This is a genomic window from Rhizobium rosettiformans (assembly GCF_016806065.1).
Lineage (GTDB): Bacteria > Pseudomonadota > Alphaproteobacteria > Rhizobiales > Rhizobiaceae > Allorhizobium.
Window position 1 is genome coordinate 1,016,671 of the sequence record NZ_CP032405.1, and the last position, 15,271, is coordinate 1,031,941.

16 protein-coding genes are annotated in these 15,271 nt (G+C 60.9%); 8 read left to right on the forward strand and 8 right to left on the reverse strand.

Features of this window, described 5'->3' with window-relative positions; all coding sequences use genetic code 11:
- The 3 genes from D4A92_RS04890 to D4A92_RS04900 are packed head-to-tail and all read left to right on the forward strand — an operon-like array spanning window position 1 to window position 2,882.
- Entirely contained in the window at window positions 1-1,668 is a 1,668-nt protein-coding gene (locus tag D4A92_RS04890) for a heme biosynthesis protein HemY (protein ID WP_203018476.1), read from the forward strand.
- 10 nt (window positions 1,669-1,678) lie between these two features.
- Entirely contained in the window at window positions 1,679-2,158 is a 480-nt protein-coding gene (locus D4A92_RS04895) for a TerB family tellurite resistance protein (protein ID WP_203018478.1), read from the forward strand.
- On the forward strand, window positions 2,148-2,882 hold the full coding sequence (locus tag D4A92_RS04900; RefSeq protein WP_203018480.1) for a glutamine amidotransferase: 735 nt from the start codon (window positions 2,148-2,150) through the stop codon (window positions 2,880-2,882). Before D4A92_RS04895 ends, D4A92_RS04900 begins: the two co-directional genes overlap by 11 nt.
- Here D4A92_RS04900 and D4A92_RS04905 read toward each other — a convergent pair.
- Window positions 2,867-4,114 (reverse strand): MFS transporter, encoded by a 1,248-nt coding sequence (locus tag D4A92_RS04905; RefSeq protein ID WP_203018483.1) that lies wholly within the window; start codon window positions 4,112-4,114, stop codon window positions 2,867-2,869. The genes D4A92_RS04900 and D4A92_RS04905 overlap by 16 nt on opposite strands.
- A 124-nt stretch (window positions 4,115-4,238) precedes the next feature.
- Here D4A92_RS04905 and D4A92_RS04910 point away from each other — a divergent pair, with 124 nt between their 5' ends.
- Together D4A92_RS04910 and D4A92_RS04915 are read left to right on the forward strand one after the other, a co-directional pair.
- Window positions 4,239-4,529 (forward strand): YggT family protein, encoded by a 291-nt coding sequence (locus D4A92_RS04910; RefSeq protein WP_203018485.1) that lies wholly within the window; start codon window positions 4,239-4,241, stop codon window positions 4,527-4,529.
- Window positions 4,526-4,840: a DUF167 domain-containing protein gene (locus tag D4A92_RS04915; protein WP_203018486.1), complete on the forward strand. Its 315-nt coding sequence runs from the start codon at window positions 4,526-4,528 to the stop codon at window positions 4,838-4,840. The genes D4A92_RS04910 and D4A92_RS04915 overlap by 4 nt, the downstream gene beginning before the upstream one ends.
- 4 nt (window positions 4,841-4,844) lie before the next feature.
- Here D4A92_RS04915 and ppa read toward each other — a convergent pair whose 3' ends face one another.
- The 4 genes from ppa to D4A92_RS04935 form a co-directional block, all read right to left on the reverse strand.
- Window positions 4,845-5,381, reverse strand: a complete 537-nt coding sequence (gene ppa, locus D4A92_RS04920; RefSeq protein ID WP_203018487.1) for an inorganic diphosphatase — start codon at window positions 5,379-5,381, stop codon at window positions 4,845-4,847.
- A gap of 279 nt (window positions 5,382-5,660) precedes the next feature.
- Window positions 5,661-6,167, reverse strand: coding sequence for a GNAT family N-acetyltransferase (locus D4A92_RS04925; protein WP_203018488.1), 507 nt, complete (start codon window positions 6,165-6,167; stop codon window positions 5,661-5,663).
- 185 nt (window positions 6,168-6,352) lie between these two features.
- Window positions 6,353-8,173: a translational GTPase TypA gene (gene typA / locus D4A92_RS04930; RefSeq protein WP_006724436.1), complete on the reverse strand. Its 1,821-nt coding sequence runs from the start codon at window positions 8,171-8,173 to the stop codon at window positions 6,353-6,355.
- A gap of 157 nt (window positions 8,174-8,330) precedes the next feature.
- Window positions 8,331-10,394 (reverse strand): M3 family metallopeptidase, encoded by a 2,064-nt coding sequence (locus tag D4A92_RS04935; RefSeq protein ID WP_203018489.1) that lies wholly within the window; start codon window positions 10,392-10,394, stop codon window positions 8,331-8,333.
- A 197-nt stretch (window positions 10,395-10,591) separates the two neighbouring features.
- Between D4A92_RS04935 and D4A92_RS04940 the strand changes: the two genes are divergently transcribed.
- Window positions 10,592-11,020 carry a hypothetical protein gene (locus D4A92_RS04940; protein WP_203018490.1) on the forward strand — a complete coding sequence of 143 codons (429 nt, stop codon included), beginning with the start codon at window positions 10,592-10,594 and terminating at the stop codon, window positions 11,018-11,020.
- A gap of 108 nt (window positions 11,021-11,128) precedes the next feature.
- Window positions 11,129-12,319 (forward strand): multidrug effflux MFS transporter, encoded by a 1,191-nt coding sequence (locus D4A92_RS04945; protein ID WP_203018491.1) that lies wholly within the window; start codon window positions 11,129-11,131, stop codon window positions 12,317-12,319.
- Between the two features lie 54 nt (window positions 12,320-12,373).
- Here the strand turns inward: D4A92_RS04945 and D4A92_RS04950 are convergent, their stop codons facing one another.
- From D4A92_RS04950 to D4A92_RS04960, 3 genes are all read right to left on the reverse strand, one after another.
- Window positions 12,374-13,597 (reverse strand): argininosuccinate synthase, encoded by a 1,224-nt coding sequence (locus D4A92_RS04950; protein ID WP_203018492.1) that lies wholly within the window; start codon window positions 13,595-13,597, stop codon window positions 12,374-12,376.
- A gap of 106 nt (window positions 13,598-13,703) precedes the next feature.
- Complete coding sequence (locus tag D4A92_RS04955) at window positions 13,704-13,994, reverse strand: type II toxin-antitoxin system RelE/ParE family toxin (RefSeq protein WP_203018493.1); 291 nt, start codon at window positions 13,992-13,994, stop codon at window positions 13,704-13,706.
- Between the two features lies 1 nt (window position 13,995).
- Complete coding sequence (locus D4A92_RS04960) at window positions 13,996-14,241, reverse strand: type II toxin-antitoxin system ParD family antitoxin (protein WP_006724430.1); 246 nt, start codon at window positions 14,239-14,241, stop codon at window positions 13,996-13,998.
- Window positions 14,242-14,343: 102 nt separating this feature from the next.
- Between D4A92_RS04960 and D4A92_RS04965 the strand changes: the two genes are divergently transcribed.
- A complete protein-coding gene (locus D4A92_RS04965) occupies window positions 14,344-15,207 on the forward strand; it encodes an SDR family NAD(P)-dependent oxidoreductase (protein ID WP_203018495.1) in 864 nt (287 codons plus the stop codon).
- Window positions 15,208-15,271: the final 64 nt, after the last annotated feature.

Consider the following 15,271-nt stretch of genomic DNA (forward strand, 5'->3'; position numbering starts at 1 on the left):
ATGACAACCATCCTCAAGGTCCTTTTCTTCTTCGCCTTCATCCTGGCGCTCGGCTTCGGCTTCTCCTGGATCGCGGATCGTCCCGGTGAAATCTCGCTGATCTGGGAAGGCCAGCAATACAATACCGATCTCATCGTGGCCGTAACGGCGCTCGTCGCACTCGTCGCCGCTATCATGGTGACCTGGTGGCTGCTGCGCACGCTCTGGACATCGCCCCACTCGGTCCGCCGCTTCTTCCGCGCCCGCAAGCGCGACCGCGGCTATCAGGCGCTCTCCACCGGTCTGATTGCCGCAGGTGCTGGCAATGCCATCCTGGCCCGCAAGATGAGCGCCCGCGCGAGAAGCCTGATCCGCGCCGATCAGGAGCCGCTGATCCGCGTGCTGGACGCTGAGGCCGCTTTGATCGAGGGGCGCCACGACGAGGCACGTCGCCTGTTCCAGGAGATGTCCGACGATCCGGAAACGCGCGAACTCGGCTTGCGCGGTCTCTATGTCGAGGCAAACCGTCTGGGAGCCCATGAGGCAGCCCGGCAATATGCCGAAACCGCGGCGGAAGCTGCCCCCTACCTGCCGTGGGCGGCCAAGGCCACCCTCGAACACCGTTGCCGCGTCGGTCATTGGGATGATGCGATCCGACTGCTCGACCAGCAGAAGATCGCCCATGTTCTTGAGCGCCACGAAGCCGAACGCTTGAAGGCCGTACTTTTGACAGCAAAGGCCGAAGATCAGCTGGAAGCCGAACCGGCATCAGCACGCGACAGCGCCTTGAAGGCGCTGAAGCTCGCCAAGGATCTGGTGCCAGCCGCGATCGTCGCCGCCAAGGCCTATATGCGTGAAGACAACCTGCGCAAGGCGTCCAGCACGCTTGAGCAGGTATGGAAACTCGACCCGCATCCGGAAATTGCAAGGGCCTATGTGCGGGCGCGCAGCGGTGACAGCGCCGTCGATCGTCTGAAGAAGGCAGAAAAGCTCGAAGCCCTGAAGCCGAACAATTACGAGTCGCTGCTCATTGTCGCCGAAGCAGCCCTCGATGCCCAGGATTTCAAGAAGGCACGCACCAAGGCGGAAGCCGCAGCACGCATCGCCTCGCGCGAACGCGTCTATCTGCTGCTTGCGGATATCGAGGAAGCCGAGACCGGTGACCAGGGCCGCATCCGCCACTGGATGGGCCAGGCGCTGAAGGCGCCGCGCGATGCCGCGTGGGTGGCCGACGGCCATGTCTCGGAGCGCTGGATGCCGATCTCACCGGTCACCGGTCGCCTCGATGCCTTCGAATGGAAGACGCCTTTCGACCAGCTGGCGGGTCCGATTGAGGAAGGCAATGTCTCCGAAGGCGAAAAGGCACTTGCCTCCCTGCCGCCTGTTGCAAGAACCGAAGCAACGGCGCGACCCGAACCTGAGTTCGAGACGGCAAAGCCGAAAATCGTGCAATCGGAAGCCCGGGTGATCGATGCCGAACCTCAGGCAAAAGCGATCGAACCGGAGACCCCTCCGGCGAAGCCAGCAAAGCCGGTCAAACCCGTAGTGATCGCATCTGGAGATGCCACTCCCGCTACCCAGGAACAGGCGGTTGTTGAGCCTTTCTTTGGCCGGCCACCCGATGACCCGGGTGTCAAGGATCCGGCGCTCGCAGCACCGGAAGCCAAGACGCGCCTGAAACTCTTCTGACGGGATCCGCATGCTCGACCGCTTGCAAGCCTTTTTCCAATCCGTGATGCAGGACCGCCCCAGGGCGGTCTTTGCCCCCGACGACCCGCGGATCGCAGTCGCTGCCCTCTGTCTTCAGGTCATGGAAGCCGATGGCGTCGTCCGCGACGCCGAACGAGTGAAGCTGCGCGAAATCCTGAAAGAGCAATACGAGCTGGACGACGCAGCACTCGACGCATTGATCGCTGCCGGGCAGGACGCAGAGAGCGAAGCCGTGGACTACTATCGCTTCACCACGGAACTGAAGCGACAGCTGAACGAGGAACAGCGCCAGCAGCTCGTCGGTCTGCTCTGGGACATTGTCTATGCCGACGGCAACAGGAGCGAGATGGAAGACCACGCCATCTGGCGGGTCGCAGATCTCCTCGGCGTGTCGGCCCGGGAGCGGATCGTGCAGCGACAGGAGGCGGCGGAACGCGCCGGTCTCGGAGCAATCGACGATGCCTCGTGACCTTCGGTCGCGTCTAAGCGATCGCAAACAACCGGTTCTCATCGTCCTGCATCAGGAGCGTTCAAGCTCCGGCCGGGTCGGCCAGATGCTGGAAGAAAAAGGCTATGCGCTGGATATCCGCCGCCCGGTGCTCGGCCAGGACCTGCCGAAGACAATGGCGGATCATGCCGGCGCGGTCGTCTTCGGCGGTCCGATGAGCGCCAACGACCCCGAGGACTACATCAAGACCGAGATCAACTGGCTTGACGTGCCCCTGAAAGAGAACAAGCCGTTCCTCGGCATCTGTCTCGGCGCCCAGATGCTGGTTCGCCACCTCGGCGGCAAGGTGGAGGCCGACCGCGAGGAGCGCACCGAGATCGGCTGGTATCCGATCCGACTGACGGAGCATGGCCGCCTGCTGATGCATTGGCCGAAGATGGTCTATCACTTCCATCGCGAGGGCTTCAGCCTGCCACATGGTGCAAAATTGCTGGCGACCGGCGACATCTATCCGAACCAGGCCTTCCGCTATGGCGAGAACGCCTGGGGCGTGCAGTTCCATGCCGAACTCACCCGCGCCATGATGCATCGCTGGGTGGTCCACGGCGCCCATCGCTTCGTGCTGGCCAATGCACAGCAGGGTCGGGAGCATCTGGAAGGCCGGATGATCTTCGACGCCCCTTTGCGGGCCTGGCTGTCGGATTTCCTCGACCTGATCTTCGAGCGTGATCAGCGCGCCCCCTGACGCTCCGGCGCCTCGAGACTGTCGATCTTGCGCAGCTGCGGGAAGCCGAGCGCCCAGACGACGGCGACTGCGAGCGTCCCGAAGCCACCGATCACGACGGCCGGGACGGGCCCGATGAAATGCGCCATGGTGCCGGCGCGGAATTCGCCGAGCTCGTTGGACGCACCGACAAAGACCATGTTGACGGCATTGACGCGCCCACGCACCTCGTCCGGCGTCCAGAGCGCGATCAGCGTCTCGCGCACATAGACCGAGGCCATGTCCGCAGCCCCCATCAGCATCAGGGCGACGATCGAGAGCCACGCATATTCGGACAATCCAAAGACGATCGTGCCGGCCCCGAACAGCGCAACACCGATGAACATGAAGATCCCGGCATTGTGGCGGATTGGAAAGCTTGCAAGCGCGATCGCGACGATGATCGCCCCAATTCCGGGTGCTGCGCGCAACAGGCCGAGCCCCCAGGGGCCGAGATCGAGAATGTCGCGCGCAAAGACCGGCATCAGCGCGACGGCACCGCCCAGCAGCACCGCGAAAAGGTCGAGCGAGATCGCGCCCAGGACCACCTTCTCACCGAAGATGAAGCGGAAGCCGGCAAACAGGGCGTCGAGGCTGACGGCCTTCTCCGACTTCCGCTGCGGCGGACGCTTGACGAGGAAAACCAGGATCGACGCGGCCGCAAAGAAAGCAAATGAGACGGAATAAGCGACAACAGGACTTGCTCCGTAGAGCAGACCACCGGCCACGGGGCCGACGATCGACGCTGTCTGCCAGGAGGACGAATTCCAGGCGACCGCGTTCGACAAGTCCTTCTGCGGCACGAGGTTGGGCGCAAGCGACTGTACGGCGGGAGCGGCAAAGGCGCGCTCGATGCCGAAGACGACGAGAATGGCAAAGACGATCGTCGGCTCGAAGGCATCGGCAATGGTGAGCCCAAGCAGCGCTCCGGCGCAGATGGCACTGATGATCATGCAGATCGAGACGATGGCGCGTCGATTGTAGCGGTCAGCGACGGAACCGGTGACGAGGATCAAAAGCAGCGACGGCAGGAACTGCACCAGGCCGATCAGGCCGAGATAGAAGACATTGCCCGTCATGTCGTACATCTGCCAGCCGACGGAGACGCTGAGGATCTGGGTGGCGAAGGCTCCCAGGAAGCGGGCAAAGAAGAAACGAGTATAGGAGGAATGCCGAAATGCCGCGAAACGATCGTCGGCCGAGGACGGGTGCATCGAAGTGACCTTGAGCTGCGGGCAGGCCCGCCGTTAAACATGATTCGGATTGCGTGGGCCCCATCCACTTGTCCGTTAAGTCGCCAATGTCTACATCTCTGTCAACCGAGAAATGGAGACCTGAATGTACGCCCTGTTTCAGACGATTGACCTTGCCTTGAGCATCTTCACCTGGATTCTGATCGGGAGTGCAATCTTCTCCTGGCTCTACGCTTTCAACGTGATCAATTCCAGCAACCGCTTCGTCGCAGCACTTGGACAGTTTCTCTACAATGTGACCGAGCCGGTTCTGCGCCCCATCCGCCGCTTCATGCCGGATCTCGGCGGTATCGATATCTCGCCGATCATAGTCCTGCTGATCATCTTCTTCCTGCGTTCCTTCCTCTGGAACAGCATCTACCCGCTGGTGGCGTGACAAGCCCCTGCCGTCTAGGCCATGACCATCTCCTGCTCGCCGTCCGGCTGACACCGAACGGCGGGCGCGATGCGTTTGACGGGGTGGAGGTCACCGCTGACGGGCTCGCACATCTGAAGGCGCGTGTGACCGCCGTGCCGGAAAAGGGCAAGGCCAACAAGGCGCTTGTCGCGCTACTCTCGAAATCCTTGAAGGTCCCGAAATCGATGATCACAGTCGTTTCCGGCGAAACCTCAAGACAAAAAATCCTCCGGATCGAGGGCGACCCGGAGGATTTGAAATTGCGGTTAGACGCTCTCGCGTCCGCCTGAGAACTTACTTGGCTTCGTCCTTGGCGCGCTGGATCGAGTCCAGAATGATCTGCTTTGCAGCATCGACATCCATCCAGTCGCCGATCTTCACCCACTTGCCGGGCTCCAGATCCTTATAGTGCTCGAAGAAGTGCTGGATCTGCTTCAGCGTGATTTCCGGAAGATCCGTGTAGTTGGTGATCTTGTCATAGCGACGCGTTAGCTTCGGCACCGGAACGGCGAGGATCTTCTCGTCCATGCCGCCATCGTCTTCCATCATCATGACGCCGATCGGGCGGACATTGATAACGCAGCCCGGAACGAGGGGGCGCGTGTTGCAGATCAGAACGTCGAGCGGGTCGCCGTCCTTGCAAAGCGTGTGCGGCACGAAGCCGTAATTGCCCGGATAGGTCATCGGGGTGTAGAGGAAGCGGTCGACGACGAGCGTGCCAGCATCCTTGTCCATCTCATACTTGATCGGCTGGCCGCCGACAGGAACTTCGACGATGACGTTGATGTCTTCCGGCGGGTTCTTGCCGATGGCAATTGCATCAATACGCATATTATTGGACCCCGTAGAGTGTTGAATTCCTGCGCTACCTAAAGCGAATTATGGCGCAATGCAACACGGCTTTCGGCGGACACAAGCGGCGCGGTGTGGGGTCACACACAAAGGGGTACATTGCCGGCATGATCAGGGACACAGAAAATCTGCCCGCAGGATTGCACGAACTGGCTTTTGTTGCAGTCCTCGCCGGTCCGCAAGCGCAGCGACCTTGTCAGCCACCGGATGTCAAGCTGGCCCGAGGGTTATGTCGTGGAATAGACGCGTAGCGCCGTCTCAGTTCCAGATGAAGCCGAGTTTCTTCAGGTGGACGTCGTCGAAGTCTTCCATCCCCTCGACTGCATCCGTACCGCCGTTCGTCCGGAAGAAATTCGCGGCGATCTCGCTATCTTCAAGGCACCAGACGACCATGCCGTTGCAACCGAGCGACTTCAGAATCCGCCGCGCCTCGTGGAACAGCTTATAACCGAGCCCGATACCCTGATATTCGGGCCGGAGATACAATTCATAGATCTCGCCCTCATGCGGCAAGGCGCGTGCCCTGTTGTAGCCAAGCGAGGCGTAACCGGCGACTTGACCTGCCACTTCGGCAACGAGGATAGTGGCCGGACCACGCGTCGCCTTGCGCCACCAGCTCTCGCCACGGCGCTCGATCATCCGGGTCAGCGCACGATAGGGAATGATACCGGAATAGGCGTGCATCCAGGCATTGCGATGGGCATCCGCGATCGCGGCGGCATCACCGGGACCTGCCAAGCGCATGTCGATCGACAACGTCTTCATAACGTAAACCCACTCTGGCGCGCCTGACTGATGAGGTGCGGAGCCTGGACCTGCATCGGCCCAACGAGAAAATTTAACGCTTTTTTAAGATTACCCGCAAGGCAGAAGGCGGAAGATGCACAAACAAAACCCCGGCCTTTTGGACCGGGGTTTCAAAACGATACACATTTTCAGAGACTTGTGTCTCAGATGGCAGCCTTGGACTTTTCCATGCGCTTGCGGTCGTTCGCGTCGAGGAACATCTTGCGCAGGCGGATCGACTTCGGCGTGACTTCCATCAGCTCGTCGTCCTGGATCCAGGAGAGCGCGCGGTCGAGCGTCATGCGGATCGGCGGGGTCAGCTTGACAGCTTCGTCCTTGCCGGCCGAACGGATGTTGGTCAGCTGCTTGCCCTTGAGAACGTTGACTTCAAGGTCGTTGTCACGCGTGTGGATGCCGATGATCATGCCGGCATAAACCTTTTCGCCTGGCTCGATGATCATCGGGCCGCGGTCTTCCAGGTTGAACATCGCGTAGGCAACAGCTTCACCCGACTGGTTGGACAGGAGAACGCCGTTGACGCGGCCGGTGATCGCACCCTTGTAAGGCTGATAGTCGTGGAACAAGCGGTTCATGATCGCCGTGCCGCGTGTATCGGTCAGCAGTTCCGACTGATAGCCGATAAGGCCACGGGTCGGCGCGTAGAATCGCAGACGAACGCGGCTGCCGCCGGACGGGCGAAGCTCGACCATCTCGGCCTTGCGCTCGGACATCTTCTGAACGACGACGCCGGAATGCTCTTCGTCGACGTCGATCACGACTTCTTCGATCGGCTCCATGGTCTGGCCGTTCTCGTCCTTGTGCATGACGACGCGCGGACGCGATACGGCAAGCTCGAAGCCTTCGCGACGCATGGTTTCGATCAGAACGGCGAGCTGCAATTCGCCACGGCCCGACACGAAGAAGGAGTCCTTGCCGTCGGATTCTTCGATCTTCAGCGCGACATTGCCTTCGGCTTCCTTGAAGAGGCGATCGCGGATAACGCGCGAGGTGACCTTGTCACCTTCGGTACCGGCGAGCGGGCTGTCGTTGACGAGGAAGGACATGGTAACCGTCGGCGGATCGATCGGCTGTGCGGTCATGGCTTCGGTGACCGAAGGATCGCAGAAGGTGTCGGCAACGGTGCCCTTGGAGAGGCCGGCGATGGCGACGATGTCACCAGCATGGGCCTCTTCGATCGGCTGGCGCTCAATGCCGCGGAACGCGAGGATCTTCGAGATACGGCCGGTTTCGACCGTCTTGCCGTCCTGGGAGAGAACCTTGACCGCCTGGTTCGGCTTGATCGAGCCGGAAGCGATGCGACCGGTGATGATACGGCCGAGGAAGGGGTTGGCTTCGAGAAGCGTACCGATCATGCGGAACGGGCCTTCTTCGACCTTGGGCTCCGGAACATGTTCCAGCACGAGGTCGAGAAGCGGCGCAAGACCTGCATCCTTCGGACCTTCAGGATTGACGTTCATCCAGCCGTCGCGACCAGAACCGTAAAGGATCGGGAAGTCGAGCTGATCGTCGGTCGCGTCGAGATTGGCGAAGAGGTCGAAGACTTCGTTGATGACTTCTTCGTGCCGGCCGTCCGGACGGTCGATCTTGTTGATCGCGACGATCGGGCGAAGACCGACCTTCAGCGCCTTGCCGACGACGAACTTCGTCTGCGGCATTGGGCCTTCCGAGCTATCGACCAGAACGATCGCGCCGTCCACCATCGAGAGGATACGCTCGACTTCACCGCCGAAGTCGGCGTGGCCGGGTGTGTCGACGATGTTGATGCGGTGACCCTTCCACTCGATGGAGGTCGCCTTGGCCAGGATCGTGATGCCACGCTCCTTTTCGAGGTCGTTCGAGTCCATCATGCGCTCGGCGGTGCGCTGGTTCTCACGGAAAGACCCCGACTGCTTCAGAAGCTCGTCCACAAGGGTCGTTTTTCCATGGTCGACGTGCGCGATAATCGCGATGTTGCGCATTTTCATGTTTGTGATCTCTGATAGCTGGGGCGCAATACGGGAGAGTGGCGCCGATTTACTTTGGCGCGCTCATACCTTGTTTTTTGCATTTGCGAAAGGGGGAAACGCCCGATGCGCCGGCGATGGTTACCGCCGGCGGCAAATTTCGGGTGCGTTGCAGGGCTTAAGCAGCAAGCCCTTTCTTTTTCAGCATCGCCTCCGGACTTGGCAGTTTGCCGCGGAACGCCTTGTAGGCATCCTCCGGATCGACCGATCCACCCGAGGCATAAATGTGGGTCTTGAGCTTCGACGCCATCTCTGGATCGAAGGGATTGCCGGTCTCCTCGAAGGCCGAGAAGGCGTCGGCATCGAGGACTTCCGACCACATGTAGGAATAGTAGCCGGCAGAGTAACCGTCGCCGGAAAACACATGCTGGAAGTGCGGCGTGGCGTGGCGCATCACGATCGAAGCGGGCATACCGATCTTCTCGAGCACCTCGGTTTGGACTGCAATCGGATCCTCGACCGCCCCGCCTGTGTGGAAGGCCATGTCGACCAGCGCCGACGAGGTGAATTCGACGGTGTTGAAGCCCGCGTTGAAGGTTCGGGCCGCGAGCACCTTGTCGAGCAGGGCTTGCGGCATCGGCTCGCCCGTCTGGTAGTGGACCGCATAGGTCTTGAGGATTTCCGGTACCGTCAGCCAGTGTTCGTAGAGTTGCGACGGCAGTTCGACGAAGTCACGCGATACGCCCGTGCCGGAGACGGAAGGATAAGTGACATCCGACAGCATGCCATGCGCGGCGTGGCCGAACTCGTGGAAGAGGGTCCGGGCATCGTCGAGCGAGAGAAGCGCCGGCTTACCGGCCTCGGGCTTGGCGAAATTGCAGACATTGTAGATGATCGGCAGCTCACCCTCGCGGCCGTTCTTCAGCGGCAGCCGGTGCTGCGCCTGGAAGCTGCTCATCCAGGCCCCGGAGCGCTTCGACGAACGGGCGAAATAGTCTCCGAGGAACAGCGCCACCAGCTTGTCGTTCCGGTCGCGGATCTCGAAGACGCGCACGTCAGGATGATAGCCAACCACATTCGTGAGCGGCACGGCGCGGATGCCAAAGAGCCGGCCCGCAACGTCGAAGCAGGCCTCGATGATCTTTTCGAGCTGCAGATAGGGCTTCAGCTCGGTTTCGGAGAAATTGAACTTCTGGGCCCGGAGCTTTTCGGCATAGTGGCGCCAGTCCCACGGCGCTACCTCGTGGTTCTTTCCCTCTTCGGCAATCAAGGCGGCAAGCTCGGCCTCTTCGGCGCGCGCCTGAGAGACCGCCTTTTCCCAGACCTGCATCAGGAGACCGTTCACCGCTTCCGGTGTCTTCGCCATCGTGTTGTCGAGCTTGTAGGACGCATAGTCCTTGTGACCGAGCAGAGCCGCCTTCTCGGCCCTGAGCGCCAGAGTTTCCTTGACGATTTCCCGGTTGTCGGTAGCGCCGCCCTTGATGCCACGCGAGGTCCAGGCCTTGAAGGCGATCTCGCGCAAGTCGCGGCGCTCGGAAAACGTGAGGAAGGGCTCGATGATCGAGCGCGACAGCGTCACCACGTGGGCGTGTCCGCCGCCATGGGCGGCAGCGGCAGACGCCATGGCGTCGCGCAGGAAGGCGGGAATACCGGCGAGATCCTCTTCCCCGACAAGCGGCAGGGTCCACGACGATTCGTCGCCGAGAACATTCTGCCCGAAACTGGCACCGAGGCTCGCCAGCCGTTCGTTGATCGCCGCCAGCCGCTCCTGCTCGGCCTTCGGCAGCTTGGCACCCGCTTTCACGAAACCCTTCCAATGGCGCTCCAAAACGCGCGTCTGTTCAACCGAAAGCCCAAGATCCGCCCGGCGCGTCCAGAGGTCGTCGATACGGCGGAACAGCGCCGCGTTCATGCCAATCTTGGAATAGTGGCGAGACATCTTCGGCGCGATCTCGCGCTCCAGAGCCTGAATCCCGGGATTGGTATGGGCACCGGCCCGATTCCAGAACAGGGCCGACACTCGAGAAAGCGCGTCACCTGCGATCTCCAGCGCAACGATCGTGTTTGCGAAAGTCGCCGGTTCAGGATTCTCCGCGATCGCATCGATTTCTGCGTCATGCTCCTTCAGCGCCGCTTCAAAAGCCGGTGCGTAGTCGTCGTCGCCGACCTTCTCGAATTGCGGCAGGCCAAACGGCCCCTGCCAATCGGTGACGGCGGGATTGAAAACAGACGACTGAACCATGTGAAAACCTCCTGACGCATCGCACCGCAAACGGGCGAAGCAATGATTTTCCACCATGTTATCCCGGCAAGACATGGGTGAGCACGCAAAAATCGGTGAACAAGGCCAGATTTTTCCACCAAGGGTTCAGCCGCTAATTGACGTAGTTTCGAATAAGAACATAGATCGATACATCCTATGAAAGGACGGTCACGGCCATGGAAATCTTTCCGATCCAACCGGTAGGCGCATACTCCCTTCGCGTCAAAGAAAGCAGCCCGCAATCCAATGTCGGCATGCCTGAGCTTTCGCCCAAGATAGCAAACTCGAAGGAAACCGAGGTTTTCGAAGAGGCGTTGTCGGTCTTCGCCAGCATGACACCGCGTCGCTTGCGCGAGATTGCTTCGGAGAGTTTTCAACGAGAAGAGATCGATGCCGACACCTATCGCGAGCTCTCGACGGAGCTGCCTTTGCAGATCGTTGATCGCAACGGCAACATGATGGATCTGTCGACACTGACCGACGATTCCCATTTCGACTATGCCGAATACTACCGCACTCAACAGTCGCTTGCCGAGATGATCGGCGACATGGACATGGCGGGCTCCTATGCGAAAGTTCTCGATTTCTTTTCGAAATCGACCTGATTGCGCAGGAAGCGACAACTGGCACTCGATCCCGGACCACAATCGCACTAAGTCATCAGCAGGAGGCGCCGCAGTGGCGCCTTTCTTCTTGATGCCGGACAATGACTGATGACCCCACTGCGCATGAGCGAGCGTCGCACCACCTTTCTCGGTGCGTTCCTGACCACGCTCGGCCCCATCTCCATGGCAATCTACACGCCGGCGATGCCGGAGCTGGTGCGCGCTTTCGGCACGACCGATGCGGCAATCAAGCTCAGCCTCTCGATGTTCTTTGCTGGCTTCGCCCTTGCCCAGCTGGTCGCAGGCCCCCTCGCCGATGCCCTCGGACGCAAGAAGGCGACCTTGATCTTTCTGGCAATCTATCTCGCAGGCTCACTGCTGGCGACGCTTGCCCCAAGCGTGGAGTTCATCCTCGCCGCGCGCCTTGTGCAAGGCATCGGCGCTTCCGTCGGCGTTGTCGTCGGGCGCGCGATCGTGCGAGACCTCTATACCGGCGCGGATGCCGCCCGCATTCTCAATACGATCGGCATCTTCCTCGCGGTCGGTCCGGCCATGGGACCAACCCTCGGTGGCCTGACCCTCGCGGCCTTCGGCTGGAATGCGGTTTTCCTGCTGATGGTTGGCTTCGGCGCCATGGCCGTGGGCTTTACCATGCTGCTGCTGAAAGAAACGATCATTCCAGATCTTGGACGCCTCCGCCCTGCCCAGTTGCTGCGCAACTATCTGGAGGTCGCCGGCAATGCCCGCTTCCTCGCAGCATCGCTCGTCCTGAGTGGCACCATCGGCGCGCTCTATGCGCAGTCGACCATGCTGCCCTTCGTCCTCATCAACGAGGTCGGCCTGACACCGACCGCGTTTGGCCTGGGCATGCTGATGCAATCGGGCGCATATCTGACAGGATCACTGACCCTGAAGCTCGTTTCCCGCAGGATTTCCGGGCTGACGGCGTCGCGGATAGGCATCGCCCTCTGCGGCAGCGGTGCTGTCATCATGGCGCTCTCGGTCGCATCCGTGCCGCCCTTTTTCCTTTCCGTCATGGCCCCGGTGGCCATCTGCACCTTCGGTCTCGCTTTCCTGAGCCCTCATGTCGTGACGACGAGCATGGCACCCTTCCCGCATATTGCAGGATCGGCATCCGCCTTGACAGGCTTCCTACAGATGAGCGCAGGCTTTGCCGGCGGTGTGGCAGCCGCGTCGATCGGCGATCCCTTGACCGCCTTCGGCATCATCATACCCTTCATGGAGTTGAGCGCTGTCGCCGGTTTCTTCTGGCTCCGCCACCTCGAACGCCAGGCATGAAAAAGCCCGCCTCCCCAAACGGGGAGACAGGCGATCTTGAATACATGAGCTGGCTTACTTGCCGAAATTGCGCTTGGCGAGCGTGCGCAGACGCAGCGCGTTCAGCTTGATGAAGCCGGCTGCATCCTTCTGGTCGTAGGCGCCCTGGTCGTCTTCGAACGTGACGAGCTGGTCGGAATAAAGCGACTTTGCCGATTCACGGCCGATGACCATGACATTGCCCTTGTAGAGCTTCAGCGTCACTTCGCCTTCGACATGCTCCTGGCTCTTGTCGATCAGGGCCTGCAGCATCTCGCGCTCGGGGGAGAACCAGAAGCCGTAATAGATCAGCTCGGCGTAGCGCGGCATGATCTCATCCTTGAGGTGGGCAGCACCACGGTCGAGGGTGATCGATTCGATCGCACGATGGGCCGAAAGCAGGATCGTGCCGCCGGGGGTCTCGTAGACGCCGCGCGACTTCATGCCGACGAAGCGGTTCTCGACGAGGTCGAGGCGACCGATGCCGTTATCGCGGCCATAGGAGTTGAGTTCGGCCAAGAGGGTTGCCGGGCTCATGCGCACGCCGTTGATCGAGACGGCATCGCCCTTTTCGAAGCCGATCTTGATGATGGTCGCCTTGTCCGGGGCGGCTTCCGGCGAAATCGTGCGCATATGCACATATTCAGGTGCTTCGACCGAGGGATCCTCGAGAACCTTGCCCTCGGACGAGGAGTGCAAGAGGTTGGCGTCGACGGAGAACGGCGCCTCGCCCTTCTTGTCCTTGGCAACCGGGATCTGGTGCTGCTCGGCGAAGTTCAGGAGGTCCGTGCGGCTCTTGAAGGCCCAGTCGCGCCAGGGAGCGATGATCTTGATGTCGGGGTTCAGGGCATAGGCCGAGAGTTCGAAGCGAACCTGGTCATTGCCCTTCCCGGTCGCACCGTGGGCGATGGCATCGGCACCGGTCTTCTTGGCGATATCGATGAGGTGCTTGGAGATCAGCGGACGGGCAATCGAGGTGCCGAGCAGATAGACGCCTTCATAGACGGCATTGGCGCGGAACATCGGGAAGACGAAATCGCGGACGAATTCTTCGCGCACGTCCTCGATGAAGATCTCCTTGATGCCGAGCATCTCGGCCTTCTTGCGGGCCGGCTCGAGCTCTTCACCTTGACCGAGGTCTGCAGTGAAGGTGACCACTTCAGCACCGAGTTCGGTCTGTAGCCATTTCAGGATGATCGAGGTGTCGAGACCGCCGGAATAGGCGAGGACGACTTTCTTCACGTCTTTGGGGAGTGCCATGTCGATGTTCCGTCTGGAAGGAGCGAGGCTCAAACCCCGCCTGGATCAAGAATGGCGGCACTTTTAGCGAGATTCCGCTGGCGTGCAAGGGCGGGAGGCAACTGGGTCAGAGATGGCGACCGATATTCATGCGCTGGTGGAGGATGCGGATAATTTCAACAGTCTGCTTTCGCTGCGCGTAGATGATAAAGTGGGATCCACAGGCGAGACTGAGATAGCCGCGCTTGGCGATAGCCAAGGGTCTGCCAGCCTTTCGTCCGGCCTCAAGATCTTCGAACGCTTCGATGATCGCCATGTAATAGTGGTCGGCCTGGTCTTTAGACCAACGCTCCCAAGAATATCGCCATATGCCTTCAAGATCCCTCCGCGCTTGCGGTGAAAGCCTGTAGGCAGCCATATCAGGCTCCGTATTTGCTGTGCATTTCGTCGAGAAACCGCCTGGGGTCAAACGGCTGCGGCTCACCAGAGGCCTCGCCCTCCTCAATGGCCGCCTGGATAGCGGCAAGACCATCGACCTCATCGCGCAACAGGGCGAGCGCGGCCTCAATGACCTCGGCTTCCGAGGCATACTCCCCGGCAGAAATCTTGGCTTCGATGAACTCCGCCAGTTCCCCGGAGACCGTGACGGTCGTAACCTTGTTCATGGGCAGCCTTGCCTCCATCGAGCGCTGTCACGTTGACGATGTCCCGGCAGGATACCATATCGCGACCAGCCACAACACTACAGGTTCTGAAGGAGTTCGCCCATGACGCCCCAGCATCCCGCACTCGTCAAAGGCCATGTCGCCGTCATCACCGGTGCCGCCTCGGGCATCGGCCTTGCGGCCGCGACAGCCTTTGCGCAAATGGGTCTCTGCGTCGTGCTCGTCGATCTCGAGGGAGACCGGCTGGCCAGCGCGGCCGTAGAAGTCACAGCTCTTGCAGCCGGCGGCGAAGCCGATGTCGTGGCGATCGGCACCGACGTTTCGAAATTGGACGAACTTGAATCCCTTGAGCGCGCCGTCATCCAGCGCTTCGGGCGCGTGCACGTGCTGATGAACAATGCCGGGATCCAGCCGGGCAGCGCACTGTTCGGCCCGCAGGCCAACTGGGACAATGTCCTCGGCGTCAACCTGATGGGCGTGATCAACGGCACCCGCACCTTCGGTCCGGGCATGGTCGCCCACAAGGATGCGGCCCTCATCATCAACACCGGCTCCAAGCAGGGGATCACCACGCCGCCCGGCGATCCGGCCTACAATGTCTCCAAGGCCGGCGTGAAGGCCTTCACCGAGGCGCTTCAACACGAGCTGCGAAACACGCCAGACTGCAATGTCACCGCCCATCTCCTGATCCCCGGTTTCGTCTTCACGGGTCTGACGGCAAACGGCCGCACCGAGAAGCCAGCCGGTGCGTGGACGCCGGAGGAAACGGTCGATTTCATGCTGCAAAGCCTCGTTGCGGGCGATTTCTACATCCTCTGCCCCGACAATGAAGTGACCCGTGCGCTCGACGAGAAGCGTATCGCCTGGGCTGCCGGCGACATCATCGAGAACCGCCCGCCGCTGTCGCGCTGGCATCCCGAACATGCCGACGCCTTCAAGACCTACCTGTCCGTCCCCAAAGGCTGATTGGCAAGGTCGGTGAAGGCCGTTAAGGATGAAGTTCCCGCAGGTCGCGGGTGCTTCATCATGC

Coding starts and splice junctions, on each gene's coding strand:
- D4A92_RS04890 (WP_203018476.1), top strand. CDS start 1: ATGACAACCATCCTCAAGGTCCTTTTCTTCTTCGCCTTCATCCTGGCG.
- D4A92_RS04895 (WP_203018478.1), top strand. CDS start 1,679: ATGCTCGACCGCTTGCAAGCCTTTTTCCAATCCGTGATGCAGGACCGC.
- D4A92_RS04900 (WP_203018480.1), top strand. CDS start 2,148: ATGCCTCGTGACCTTCGGTCGCGTCTAAGCGATCGCAAACAACCGGTT.
- D4A92_RS04905 (WP_203018483.1), bottom strand. CDS start 4,114: ATGCACCCGTCCTCGGCCGACGATCGTTTCGCGGCATTTCGGCATTCC.
- D4A92_RS04910 (WP_203018485.1), top strand. CDS start 4,239: ATGTACGCCCTGTTTCAGACGATTGACCTTGCCTTGAGCATCTTCACC.
- ppa (WP_203018487.1), bottom strand. CDS start 5,381: ATGCGTATTGATGCAATTGCCATCGGCAAGAACCCGCCGGAAGACATC.
- D4A92_RS04925 (WP_203018488.1), bottom strand. CDS start 6,167: ATGAAGACGTTGTCGATCGACATGCGCTTGGCAGGTCCCGGTGATGCC.
- typA (WP_006724436.1), bottom strand. CDS start 8,173: ATGAAAATGCGCAACATCGCGATTATCGCGCACGTCGACCATGGAAAA.
- D4A92_RS04935 (WP_203018489.1), bottom strand. CDS start 10,394: ATGGTTCAGTCGTCTGTTTTCAATCCCGCCGTCACCGATTGGCAGGGG.
- D4A92_RS04940 (WP_203018490.1), top strand. CDS start 10,592: ATGGAAATCTTTCCGATCCAACCGGTAGGCGCATACTCCCTTCGCGTC.
- D4A92_RS04945 (WP_203018491.1), top strand. CDS start 11,129: ATGACCCCACTGCGCATGAGCGAGCGTCGCACCACCTTTCTCGGTGCG.
- D4A92_RS04950 (WP_203018492.1), bottom strand. CDS start 13,597: ATGGCACTCCCCAAAGACGTGAAGAAAGTCGTCCTCGCCTATTCCGGC.
- D4A92_RS04955 (WP_203018493.1), bottom strand. CDS start 13,994: ATGGCTGCCTACAGGCTTTCACCGCAAGCGCGGAGGGATCTTGAAGGC.
- D4A92_RS04960 (WP_006724430.1), bottom strand. CDS start 14,241: ATGAACAAGGTTACGACCGTCACGGTCTCCGGGGAACTGGCGGAGTTC.
- D4A92_RS04965 (WP_203018495.1), top strand. CDS start 14,344: ATGACGCCCCAGCATCCCGCACTCGTCAAAGGCCATGTCGCCGTCATC.